This window comes from Sporosarcina sp. FSL K6-6792, from assembly GCF_038004885.1.
Classification (GTDB): Bacteria; Bacillota; Bacilli; order Bacillales_A; family Planococcaceae; genus Sporosarcina; species Sporosarcina psychrophila.
In genome coordinates this window covers 1,704,776-1,717,418 of the sequence record NZ_JBBOSA010000001.1, presented here as the reverse complement: position 1 = coordinate 1,717,418, position 12,643 = coordinate 1,704,776, and the positions used below count along the sequence as shown (strand labels likewise).

General features: G+C 39.9%; 11 protein-coding genes. 7 read left to right on the top strand and 4 right to left on the bottom strand.

The features are described 5' to 3' along the window. Positions 1–74: 74 nt before the first annotated feature. The 3 genes from MKZ26_RS08230 (at position 75) to MKZ26_RS08220 (ending at position 3,736) form a co-directional block, all read left to right on the top strand. Positions 75–1,187, top strand: coding sequence for a mandelate racemase/muconate lactonizing enzyme family protein (locus MKZ26_RS08230; RefSeq protein ID WP_340765666.1), 1,113 nt, complete (start codon positions 75–77; stop codon positions 1,185–1,187). Continuing rightward, positions 1,184–1,867: a GNAT family N-acetyltransferase gene (locus MKZ26_RS08225; protein WP_340765664.1), complete on the top strand. Its 684-nt coding sequence runs from the start codon at positions 1,184–1,186 to the stop codon at positions 1,865–1,867. Before MKZ26_RS08230 ends, MKZ26_RS08225 begins: the two co-directional genes overlap by 4 nt. 180 nt (positions 1,868–2,047) lie before the next feature. After that, positions 2,048–3,736, top strand: coding sequence for a methyl-accepting chemotaxis protein (locus MKZ26_RS08220; protein WP_340765662.1), 1,689 nt, complete (start codon positions 2,048–2,050; stop codon positions 3,734–3,736). 60 nt (positions 3,737–3,796) lie between these two features. On the opposite strand, the gene MKZ26_RS08215 is transcribed toward MKZ26_RS08220, so the two are convergent. Then, positions 3,797–4,021 (bottom strand): DUF5342 family protein, encoded by a 225-nt coding sequence (locus MKZ26_RS08215; RefSeq protein ID WP_067206887.1) that lies wholly within the window; start codon positions 4,019–4,021, stop codon positions 3,797–3,799. Positions 4,022–4,099: 78 nt separating this feature from the next. Continuing rightward, entirely contained in the window at positions 4,100–4,291 is a 192-nt protein-coding gene (locus tag MKZ26_RS08210) for a hypothetical protein (protein ID WP_067206889.1), read from the bottom strand. 391 nt (positions 4,292–4,682) lie between these two features. Here MKZ26_RS08210 and helD point away from each other — a divergent pair, with 391 nt between their 5' ends. Both helD and MKZ26_RS08200 read left to right on the top strand, forming a co-directional pair. Further along, positions 4,683–6,902 carry an RNA polymerase recycling motor HelD gene (helD, locus tag MKZ26_RS08205; protein WP_340765660.1) on the top strand — a complete coding sequence of 740 codons (2,220 nt, stop codon included), beginning with the start codon at positions 4,683–4,685 and terminating at the stop codon, positions 6,900–6,902. Continuing rightward, entirely contained in the window at positions 6,896–7,342 is a 447-nt protein-coding gene (locus tag MKZ26_RS08200; RefSeq protein WP_340765658.1) for a GNAT family N-acetyltransferase, read from the top strand. Before helD ends, MKZ26_RS08200 begins: the two co-directional genes overlap by 7 nt. A gap of 187 nt (positions 7,343–7,529) precedes the next feature. Here the strand turns inward: MKZ26_RS08200 and gndA are convergent, their stop codons facing one another. Further along, positions 7,530–8,945 carry an NADP-dependent phosphogluconate dehydrogenase gene (gene gndA / locus MKZ26_RS08195; RefSeq protein ID WP_340765655.1) on the bottom strand — a complete coding sequence of 472 codons (1,416 nt, stop codon included), beginning with the start codon at positions 8,943–8,945 and terminating at the stop codon, positions 7,530–7,532. A 229-nt stretch (positions 8,946–9,174) separates the two neighbouring features. Next, a complete protein-coding gene (gene zwf / locus MKZ26_RS08190; protein WP_340767626.1) occupies positions 9,175–10,617 on the bottom strand; it encodes a glucose-6-phosphate dehydrogenase in 1,443 nt (480 codons plus the stop codon). A 323-nt stretch (positions 10,618–10,940) separates the two neighbouring features. Between zwf and MKZ26_RS08185 the strand changes: the two genes are divergently transcribed. Together MKZ26_RS08185 and MKZ26_RS08180 are read left to right on the top strand one after the other, a co-directional pair. Next, entirely contained in the window at positions 10,941–11,558 is a 618-nt protein-coding gene (locus MKZ26_RS08185) for a cyclase family protein (RefSeq protein ID WP_067206899.1), read from the top strand. A 242-nt stretch (positions 11,559–11,800) separates the two neighbouring features. Continuing rightward, positions 11,801–12,595 carry a basic amino acid ABC transporter substrate-binding protein gene (locus tag MKZ26_RS08180; RefSeq protein WP_067206901.1) on the top strand — a complete coding sequence of 265 codons (795 nt, stop codon included), beginning with the start codon at positions 11,801–11,803 and terminating at the stop codon, positions 12,593–12,595. Positions 12,596–12,643 lie beyond the last annotated feature (48 nt).

Here is a 12,643-nt window from a genome sequence, read left to right as displayed (position 1 = left end):
CCAATGATTAGCGACTATTTAACGACAATGATACAATAAAAAATAGAGTTTGCCAAGAGAGAGGATTTTGACTTATGAAAATAGCTGAAATTGAAATTTATGCGATTCACTTACCACTTTATGAACCCTTTATTATTAGTTACGCCACTTATGATTATATGCCATCCATCATTGTCAAAATCACAACGGATACCGGTTTAGTCGGCTATGGAGAAGGTGTTGCCGATGAACATGTAACGGGTGAGAGTTGGAAAGGGACTTTTGAAATCTTGAAAAATACCCTGGCACCGAAGTTAATAGGTGAAAATCCTATGAATATGGAGCGAATTCATGAACTGATGGATGCTGAAATTTACGGAGTACCAACAGCAAAAGCTGCAATTGACATAGCATGCTATGATGTTGCAGGAAAAGCACTTGGTGTCCCTGTCTATAATCTTCTTGGAGGAAGATACCACGAAGAGTTTCCGATTACGCATGTATTAAGCATCGCCGCTCCGGAAGCAATGGCGAATGAAGCAGAAGAACGTGTAGCCGCTGGATACCGTTCGATGAAAATGAAAGTCGGCACCAATGTAACGGACGATGTATTACGCATTCAAGCGGTACGTGAGCGTGTAGGCGAGGATATTGCGATTCGTGTCGATGTTAACCAAGGTTGGGTAAATAGCGCCAATACATTACAAGGTCTTCAAAAGCTACAGGACTGTTCGCTCGATTGGTTGGAGCAGCCTGTGCGAGCTGATGATATAGATGGTATGGTCGAGGTGAAATCTAAGTCTTCTACTCCAATAATGATTGACGAAGGTTTACGTGGCGTGCGTGACATGAGAGAAATCATTGCGAAGCGTGCTGCTGATAAAGTGAACATTAAATTGATGAAATGTGGCGGGATATATCCAGCGACAAAGCTTGCCCATATGGCCGAAATGGCGGGGATTGAGTGTCAGATTGGTTCGATGGTGGAGTCATCTATCGGATCAGCAGCAGGATTCCACGTCGCATTCTCGAAAAAAATAATTACAAGTGTGGAATTAACAGGACCGCTTAAGTTCAGCAAAGACGTTGGAAATTTACATTATGACGTTCCATTTATCCGTTTGAGTGGCAAGCCGGGATTAGGAATCGACATTGATGAGCAAGTGTTGCAGGAACTGACTGTGTTCTCAGAGAAGGTAAGCGGATGAGGGAAAAGCATTTGTTGAAAAACGGGCGTGAAATTACTATAAAACCCTTAGAAGCAGATCAGCTCGACGAAATTCTTATCCTTCAGCGGAAAGTGATTGAATCATTATCTACAGGTTCTTTTTTACAGCCGTTGACAGAAGAAGAGTTTAGCTATATTTTAAACGGCAAAGGACTCATGATTGGTGCCTATTATCATGAACAACTGATTGCATTTCGGGCAATGCTTGAACCAGAACTGGATGAAGAGCATCTAGGGAAAGATGCGGGACTACCAAGAAGTGAATGGCCGCTTGTGCTCTATTCCGAAATCTCGAATGTCGATCCGGACTTCCAAGGCAATGGCTTACAAGTGTTGTTGGGGAAAGTTCTAATGAAGGAAGTAGATTCACAGCAATTTCGCTATATTTGTACAACTGTTGCACCGTTTAATATTGCTAGTCTAAAAGATAAATTTGCACATGGTATGCAAATTGTAGCATTAAAACTGAAATATGGTGATTTACTCAGATATATTTTGATGAAAGATTTAACAGGCCCTTTAATAGAACAGGATACCTTGGACTGTTGCTTTGTTTTGATGGCGGATACAAAACAACAACAAAAGTACCTGTATGATGGTTGGAAGGGGACAGGCATTGAACAAGTGGATAACCAATGGGTTGTTCGTTTTGAAAAGTGATCTTGATAGAAAAAAACCTTACTTTACAAGATACATGTAAAGTAAGGTTTTTTTAGATGGGATTAAATTGTAATTAGATGTTAATACCTATGTCATTATATTTTATTATTACAACTATACTACTAGTTTCATATAAGCTATACTAATGAATGGATTTAATATGCGGGAGGTAAAACTTAAATGAAATTTTCAGTTGGTAAAAAATTATGGAGCGGGTTCTTATCTGTTCTTGTCTTTATGATAATAGTGGGGGCAATGGGTTTTTGGTCGCTAACTAAAGTGAATAGCGAGTACCGATCTATCCTAGACGAACAGGTAACAAAAGTGGTGTTGTTTGAAAAACTATTATCTGCACAGTATGCAACTTCGACCGATTTTCGGGGCTACTTATTGTTTGGAAATGAATTGTTTTTAAAGAATAAAGAAAAGTCAATCGAAACATTTGATTTGTACTGGGGAATCCTAGACAAATTGCCACAGACAGACGCCGAACGTGTGTTATTTAACGAACTAAAAGACTCACGTGTAAATTATGTAGAAACTTTAGAGTCGGCCATTAGTGAACTTAATAATTCCAGTGAAGAAAAGGCGCTCAGTATTGCATCTGATGCATCTGTCTTTGAGGATATAATTGTAACGGAAATCAATGACCAAATTAATGATCAAAATGCAAAGACGGACGAAATAAATCTAGAAATTGAAAAACTTATTAAGCAAACACGTATTTTGACAGTGGGGCTAATTGCCCTAGCGATTCTGTTGAGTATTGCTATTGCTGTTGTGATCAGCCGTAGTATTGCACGTCCAGTCGGGAAAATGACAGCAGCGTTAACAGAAATTGCGGATGGTAACTTAGCAATAGAACCGGTTATAATTCGCAATAAAGATGAGATAGGTGAGATGGCGACGGCATTTAACAGTATGAGCAAAGACCTTCGCGCTATCATTACGAATGCAAATGAATCTGCAGTTCAGCTTGCCGTCCAGGCGGAAGAATTATCTGCGAGTTCGGAAGAGAGTTTAGCAGCATCTGAAATGGTTGCCGAAATTTCGGAGAAAAACTTATTCGGAAGCGAATCGCAAGTTGCGATTGTAAATGAGACGGTTTTAGCTATGGGAGAAGTGGTAACGAGCATCAACCGAATTACGGAAGATAATGAAGCAATGCTTCTGTCATCTGAAGACGTTGCCCAATTGGTTGAAGAGGGAGCAGCCCTTATGGAAGATGTTAACGGCCAAATGACGGTCATTAGTTCAGCAATTGGACAGTCGGCTGAGATAATGAATGGCATGGCTAATTATTCGGAAGAAATCCGGAGAGTAACGTCACTCATTACTGATATTGCTGAGCAGACCAATTTGCTGGCGCTCAATGCGGCGATTGAAGCAGCCCGTGCTGGCGAGCATGGAAAAGGCTTCGCGGTTGTTGCAGAAGAAGTGCGAAAACTTGCTGAACAGTCGAAACGATCCGCTGGAGAAATCGGTAATATGATTGATAGAATGATTGGCAACGTCGCACAGGCTGTTTCCAGCACGGAAGATGGAAGTCGCCGCGTTGAAGAGGGGCTTGTTGTGACGGAACGTACACGCAGTGTATTTAACCGGATCGAACAGGCAGCTAGTGACGTCGGTGAAAAAGTGACAGCTGTTTCCGCCGCAATCGAACAGATTCGTACAATGACGGATGAAGTATCTAATGGTTCTTCAAAAGTGCAGGAATTAGCCATGGAATCGTCTGCGGCAGCTCAGTCGACAAGTGCAGCGACAGAACAACAGCTTGCTGCAAATGAAGAGATTTCTTCAAGTGCGCAAGTGCTTGCGGAGCTTTCGGAAAAACTGCAAAATGATATGGGACAATTTAAAGTCTAATAGGTAGGAAAAAACAAGCTAATTGCCACGTGCAATTAGCTTGTTTTTTCGCCACACTTCTTAGCTGGAGACAAGAAGCCTGTTCATTTTATTTGTTACACTGGATTCGATTTTCCCTAATTGTTGTGACTCAATTTTGTTTAGTGGGTGTGGATTGAACCAGTTAATTACGCCCTCGTGATAAATGCCTTGAAAATCATTACCTTGATAGTTTAATGAAAATGAAAACCGTTCATTAATGTGGTTCTGGAATAACGCTTTTTTAATTTGAAATTGATTGACCATACTTGTAGCCTCCATTTTTTTAAGATTGATATTTTAATAGTCATAATAAAAAATTGCTGAGAAAGTATAATTCTAGGACTAGTACATGAAGTTATGCATGTTAGCATTTGCTTTGATTTTAGCTTGTTGTAATTGCTGAATTTCATGTTTACTTAATGGATTAGGGCTAAACCAGTTTGTGACTGCATTCTGGGAGAGCCATGAATATTCATTCCCTTGGTAGTTTACTGCTATCCATTCATGAATTCGATTTTGAAGTTTAGTCAACATAGTTGGGGCCTCCATTTTTTATGATTGATAGAATAATTTTTAAGAATTGATTAATGTACATGAAATACGTTTGCCAATTTTGTGGACATGCTTTCAACCTGTCCTACTTATCTAGAGTAACGCACCTAAATTAGAGAGACATGAGACGCAGATGAGAGTTTGATGAGAAAGCGCTATTTACTTTTACGAATATCTAAACCAGTGGAAGTGAATTTTACTTATCTGTATCTATCCGCGCTGAATCACTGCTTTAATCAGAATATTTTTTCCATTGTACTAAATGGTGTTGATTCCGCCTTTAGCAAGTGGTAAACTTCAATTCTGTTTAATAATCCCCAACATCTCCCATACAACCGCACGTGACGCAAAATACAACAAATGGAGGGTCTGTATGTCTCAGCAACATCCTGACTTAGAGTTTGAATTACAGCGCCTTGACTACACCAAACAGTACATGCAGCAATTGTTGGAGGAATCGCGACGTGATGTAAAATCCTCCCAAGAACAGATCCGCCAGTCGATGGCTGATTTGGATTATTTGGATTCAAGTTTAAGCTATATCAACATTTTGACAAACGCTCGATTTTTTGAAATGGCCCGTTCACAAAAAGAGGGGCTGGAGGCAATTCAGCAGAAGCCCTATTTTGCCCGCATTCATTTTCGAAAAGAAGATGAGGCGGATGAGTTACTCTATATTGGAAAGACTTCTTTATTCCACCGGGAAACGCAGGAACCGATTATCGTCGACTGGCGCTCACCGGTTGCAAATGTCTATTACGACGGGAGACTAGGGGCTCTATCCTATAAAGTGCGAGATGAAGAGTTCGAGGGACATCTCTATTCCAAACGGCAGTATCGAATTGAAGAAGGTGAACTTCTTGATATCCGTGATGTCGATCTTACAACGAATGATGAACTTCTTCAGGAAGCCCTTGCTGGCAAGGCGGATACACGGCTGACTGAAATTGTGTCGACGATTCAAGCTGAACAAAATGCAATTATCCGTGCGAATTTGAAACAACCAATTATTGTACAGGGAGCCGCAGGAAGCGGGAAAACTACGATTGCTCTTCACCGTATTTCTTATTTCCTCTATACAATGGGTGAAAACTTTCCTGCTGATAAATTGATGATTTTGGCGCCAAGTAAATTATTTATGGATTATATTGCGGATGTGCTTCCCGAACTCGGTGTAGGGCGCATCTGTCAGACGACATATAGCGAATATGTTTTAAGTGCTACAGGATTGAAACTGAAGTTGAAGGATCCAGACGCTAAGTTGGAACAGCTTACTGAATCTGACACGCTAGATGCAAGTTTGCTTTTTGTAACACGTGTGAAGGGAAGCCTACAATACCGAGAAATCATGCAACGCTATGTGCATAAGTTGGAACTGGATATGGCTGAGTTATTTGAAGATGTCTTTATCGAAAAATATCGGATTATGAAAGCTTCTCGGTTGAAACAGCTATTTCTAAAAGAGTTTTCGTATATGCCAGTCGAGAAAAGACTGGATAGAATTAAAATTATCGTTCAAAGTGACGTTAAGCGAAAACGAAAACAACTTATGGATATGCTAACGACAAAGTACGACGCAGCACTTGATAAGGCGTTATACGGAATAAGGGATGATGAAAGAAGGAAACTGAAGTTAACAAGAATATTGGAAGAAAGAGATGAAAGACTTCCTGTTATTGAAAAGGAAGGCAAAACGGTTGCGTCAGCCTATATGCGCAGATTCAAAAAGTTCAATATCAAGAAATTATATCGGGACTGGCTAACAAGTAGCGAACTACAAAAGGAATTTGCAGACGAGTGGTCCGAGCGCGACAGATATGCTTTTTTGGAGGCACATAAAAAAGAGTTTTGGGAAGTCGAGGATTTAGCAGCTCTTTATTATTTGCACGCAAAACTTAGAGGCATTGCAGATGAATGGAAAATGAGGGTTGTTTTCATCGATGAAGTACAGGATTACAGCGAATTCCAGCTTGCTTCAATGCAAGACGGTCTAGAGACGGATATGTTTACAATGGTTGGGGATCTGGCCCAGGGAATTCATAGTTACAGATCATTAACATCATGGGAACCGATAAAGGCACTGTTTCCAAGAGCAACGTATACGACACTTCAAAAAAGCTACCGAACGACGATTGAAATAATGAATCTGGCGAATCAAGTTCTTGCACAGATGGATGAAGATCTACCACTTGTAGAACCGGTTGTCCGTCATGGAAGGGAACCGGAGTATTATGAGATGCATGAGCTAGAGGGTATCGGGATTCAACGTATTTATGAAGGAATTATCGAACGTGGCCATCAATCCATTGCCCTTATCTGCAAAACGCGGAAAGAAGCCCAGGGGATTTTTACCTCTCTGCAGGAGTTTGGAATACCAGTTCACCTAGTAGGAGATCAATCTGGAATCAACGACAATTGTCTGCTCATTGTTCCAAGCCACTTAGCAAAAGGATTGGAATTCGATGCGGTCATTATCGCCGCTTTCGACGAGCCATTCCGAAATCACCCAATCGACCGAAAGTTACTATACGTAGCAATGACAAGGCCAATGCATGAACTGCATATTATTGGTGAGGAGGGTTCGTTATGCTGAACTTTAAACAGTTTTTGGAAATTCCTGAACATGAAATAATTGATGGGATTTTGGAATTACATGAAAGTGTTTTCAAAGATTCCAAAACGTTAGTGGAGAAAATAAAATTAAAGCAGAAAATCTTAATAAATGTAGCTTTTGATCAATCAACGGTGGTCGGTTATAAAATTGGTTACGAGCTTGACCCACATAAGTATTATAGTTGGTACGGGGCAGTTCATGAGGACTACAGAGGAAAAGGAATCGCAACAAGGCTGCTGGAACAGCAACATCGCTTTTTAGTTGAGTCGGGTTATAAAATTGTTCAAACAAAGACGAGAAATAGCTGGCGGAATATGCTTATCCTTAATATTAAAAATGGATTTGATGTTGTGGAAACATTCGCGGATGACGAGGGAATTCATAGAATCATATTGGAGAAAAAACTGTTCGCAAACTAAATGACTGTCACCGAAATTTTAAACGACCGAAAGCCAATAAAAAGTACCAGGCGCCGCTTAGCGGTACCTGGTACTTTTTTGCTGCTTAGGAAACTATAAAATCTCGTACTATGGATAATCTGCGAAATAGGCTATTTCACGTCTAGGCTCCAGCGCCTAGGGGCTTGCACTTTTGTTTGCTTTAAAATTAGTTTTTTGCCCATTCAGTATGGAAATGGCCTTCTTTATCCAGGCGTTCATAGGTATGTGCGCCAAAATAATCGCGTTGAGCTTGGATCAGGTTGGCCGGTAATGTCTCCGTACGGTAACTATCATAGTAAGCCAATGCACTTGAGAGAGCAGGAATTGGAATTCCATGTTGAATGGCTACGGCTACTACTTCGCGAAGCGAATTCTGATAGTCTCCTACTATTTCTTGGAAATAGGGATCAACTAATAGGTTTGGCAAGTCACTGTTAGTATCAAATGCCTCTTTGATATTCTGTAAGAACTGGGCACGAATGATACATCCTCCACGGAAAATCATGGCTACTTCTCCGTAAGGGATTTTCCAATCATACTCCTCAGATGCTGCACGCATTTGCGCAAAACCTTGGGCATATGAACAAATTTTACTCATATACAAAGCTTTACGAATCGCTTCAATCAACTCTTTTGGATCACCTACATACTTTTTCAGTTCAGGGCCTTTTAGTAGTTTACTTGCTGCAACGCGCTCTCCCTTAACAGAAGAAATAAATCGTGCAAATACGGACTCTGTGACGATTGGAAGGGACACGCCTAAGTCTAACGCATTTTGGCTAGTCCATTTTCCTGTGCCTTTTTGTCCGGCTACATCTAGAATTTGATCAATGAGCGGTTTCCCAGTTTCTTCATCCATCTTTGTGAAAATATCTGCTGTGATTTCAATGAGATAGCTGTCGAGTTCACCCTTGTTCCATTCTGAAAATATTTCATGCAACTCCTGCGCTTCAAGACCAAGTGCATGTTTCATGATGAAATAGGCTTCGGAAATCAGTTGCATATCGCCATATTCAATGCCATTATGAACCATTTTCACATAATGTCCTGCTCCATCAAGACCCATATATGCACTGCAGGGAATGCCGTCAACTTTTGCCGAAATAGCATCAAGAATGGGCTTCACTTGTTCGTAAGCTTCTTTTGAGCCTCCAGGCATAATCGATGGGCCGTTACGAGCTCCTTCTTCTCCGCCAGAAACACCTGCACCAATGAAATGTATGCCTGATTCTTTTAAGGTTGCTGTACGTCTATTCGTATCTTTAAAGAATGTATTTCCTCCATCGATAAGAATATCCCCTTGTTGAAGATGAGGGACAAGGGACTGGATCACTGTATCTGTCGTTTCCCCAGCTTTAACCATTAATAAGATCTTACGTGGGACTTCTAGCGAAGCGACTAGATCTTCAATGCTGTAGCTACCATGAATATCTTTATCTTTCGCTTCTTTGTTAGAAAATTCATCTGTTCGATCTGTCCAATAATCATAGACAGCTACCGAATAGCCTTTACTTTCGATGTTTAGCGCAAGGTTCATCCCCATTACGCCCAAACCAATAACGCCCATTTGTTTCTTAGTCATAATCCTACCCCATTCTTTTTATGTAATTTATCACGTTTTGCTTCGGAAATAATAAAACTTCGTACTGTAGGTAATCTGCAATATGAAGATTTTACGTCTAGACTCCATCACCTAGAGACTTGGAGGCCTCCAGGATATGGGTCACGCAGCGGGGAGGGATTGAACTTCATCCCTCCTAATTGTCGCAGGACGCGGCGTACTTTGGCTGTGCTCCTGAACAGGCGGCTCTTTACCACCAATTAAATTGATCGGCCTGCAATAGTTGATTAGCTGCTTCTGGCCCATTTGAACCGGCAGGGTATGAATGTAAAGGTAGTGTATTCTCTTGAAACGCTTCTAATAGTGGTTGAATCCACTGCCATGATAATTCAACTTCTTTCCAATTAGCGAAGAATGTTGCATTACCGCGTATCGCATCAAATAGAAGTAGTTCATATGCTTCTGGCTGATCCTCTGAATTGGTGGAGAAGTTAATGCAAGCAGGCTCAAATTGGTTACTTGAAGGGTTTTTCATATTTATCACTAAAGAAATACCTTCATTCGGACTAATTTCGAATATCAATAAGTTTGGAGTGATCCCATCGGCTGGAAGGGCATCTGTTTGTTTTACATTGTTCGTAAACTCAATGACAATCTTGGTAGATTTTGTACCTATCCGTTTCCCTGTTCGTATATAAAAGGGGATTCCGCTCCAAGATGGATTGTCAATATAGAGGCGAGCTGCGAAATAAGTATCATTCATTGAAGAAGCATTAACCCCAGGCTCTTCTTTATAGCCAACAACCGGGGTGTCAAAAATCTCACCGGCTTCGTACTGACCACGAACAACATCTTGTTCCATCTTATCTTTATAGATAGGTCGAAGGGATTCCATGATCGTTACTTTTTGCTTTCGAATTTCTTCAGCAGTCATTTTTTCGGGTAGATGAAGGGCCGTCATCATTACTAACTGAAGAAGATGATTCTGAACCATATCCCGAATTGCGCCTGCTTGATCGTAATAATCGGCTCGTGTTTCTACCCCGACCGTTTCACATGCTGTGATTTGAATATTAGCAATTCGTTTATGATCTAATAATGAACCAAATATCGGATTGGCAAATTCAAAGGATTCGAGATTTTGGACCATAGGTTTTCCAAGATAGTGGTCGATTCTGTAAATTTCTTCATCATTGAAAGCGTTGTTCAAACTCTCGTTTAATTGTCGTGCCGTCTTTAAATCGCTTCCGAAGGGTTTCTCGACAATGAGCCGCTTCCAGCCTGTCGTTTGACTGATACCGCTTTGATTAAGACCAGATGTAATGATATCAACCAGTTGAGGAGCAACCGACAAATAGAAAAGTCGATTTCCGGGAATGTTTAATTCTATTTCTCTGTCGTGAATAAGTTCATGTAGGTTTTGATACGAATTATTGTCTGTTGCATCAAATTTACAGTATCGAAACTTGGCTAAAAATTCATTCAATCCGGTAGTTTGGACAGCTCTTCTAGAATATTCACGAAGTGCACTTTCGACTTTTGATTGGAAAATGTCATCGGGAAAATAGTTTCTGCCTAAACCAATTATGGAGATTGAATCTGGCAATTTGCCGTCGAGAAATAAATTATATAAAGCTGGAAATAATTTGCGTTTTGCTAAGTCTCCCGTTGCTCCAAATAAAACAAAGGTCATGTCTTGGGTTGTCCATTCTTCTTGGAAATCAAATAATTGATTTTTTTCATCAGGTCCAACTGAGGCTGTTACGTTATCCATTTTCGCTTTCCTCCAATTGTAGTGTAGACACGAATTATACTTGAAACTGCTTCAAGTATATCATTAAACGATGCGTGGTTCTAAGACTATAAATAAAATCATATATAGAGGACATGCATGAACTTAGTGTCAATTTTGGTATACTGATGAGGTAACGAAAGTAGTTTTGCTAGACGGCATGCTAAATTTCATGCGAGGATAGCTATATAGTCAGACACTAAAAAAAAGGAAGTGTTGCTAAAATGAAAATGCATGATGTAACAGGCACTATTTATGAAGGTATGACTGTTTACAAAGATAAACCTGAAAAACAACCAAAACTTAATCGGGTAACAAATGGCTATGTAACCGAAACTCGGTTGGAGATTGATGTGCATACAGGAACACACATCGATGCGCCGCTACACATGGTTGTAGATGGAGATACATTCGAATCAATTCCAATGGAAAGTCTTGTGGGACAGTGTAAAGTACTCGATCTAACAAATGTAGAAGATGGGATTTCTAAAGCGGATTTAGAAAAATTTGAGATCCAAAAGAGTGATTTCGTTCTATTTAAAACGAAGAATTCTTTTGAGGATACATTTAATTTTGATTTTATTTATCTTGCACAAGATGGAGCAGAATATCTTTCCGAGATTGGTATTCGAGGAGTTGGAATAGATACGCTAGGAATTGAAAGAAGCCAAGAAGGACATCCAACTCATAAAACATTATTTGCAAACGAGATTATTATTATTGAAGGACTTCGTTTAAAAGAAGTTGAACAAGGGGACTATTTCATGGTTGCTGCACCTTTAAAATTGACGGGTACAGATGCATCACCTGCAAGAGTGTTATTATTTGAGGGACTACAATAATTTTATTAATTAAGCGTAAAATCCCACCGGATAACTAGTACCGGTGGGATTTTGTTGTTCCTATAGGAAACTATAAAATTATTGGTCTGTGGATTACACCCTAGTCGGTTGTGCTTAGGTAACGTCTATTTTTCTATTGTATAGGACTGATGACTCGTATATAATAAAGTCACTATCCAGAACTTTCGGATAACTATAGTGATACATGTTGCAGGAACTCAAAAACATAAGGGGGAATGACGATGAAAAAAGGATTGCGCTTTATATCATTGGGGTTACTGTTAGCGAGTGTAAGCATTCTATTGTTTGCTTGTGGAACAGGCACGAAGGATTCTGGTTCATCGAAAGATGGAGACAGCGGAAAAAGAGTATTAAAAGTTGGGACGGATGCAACGTATGCACCAATGGAGTTAATGGATGAGAAAGGCAATATTGTTGGGATAGATATTGATATTGTGAAAGCGATTGCAGAAGCTGCAGGATTTGAAGTTGAATTCAAAAACTACGGTTGGGAGCCTTTATTCCCGGCAGTAGATGGTGGAGAAGTGGATTTTGCTGTGTCATCGATTACGATCACAGATGAACGCAAAGAATCATTCGATTTTTCAGATCCATATTTTGCTGCAAACCAATTGATTCTTGTACCGGAAGATTCAACTGTTGCCAAGTTTGAAGATTTGAAAGATAAAAGGGTTTCTGTTCAAATCAATACAACGGGTCATATCGTAACTAGGGAACTTCTAGGGAATACAAGTTCCAAAATTGTAGCAACAGAATCTATGCCACTAGCAATTAGTGAAATGATTAATGGCAATGCAGATGCAGCTGTAGGGGATAATGCAGTTATCATTGATTACAAAGCGAACAACCCGAAGGTGAAACTTAAAACAGTAGAAGATGATAGTTTTGAAAAAGAGTTTTATGGATTAATGGTCAAAAAAGGCAATACAGAAATTATTGACATGCTGAATGAAGGGATTAAAATTATCAAGGACAACGGGAAATTGAAGGAAATCACAGGGTTTGATGTTGACTAATCGTTTGTAGTTTAAAGACGATATGCATACACCAAGTCATTTAATGGG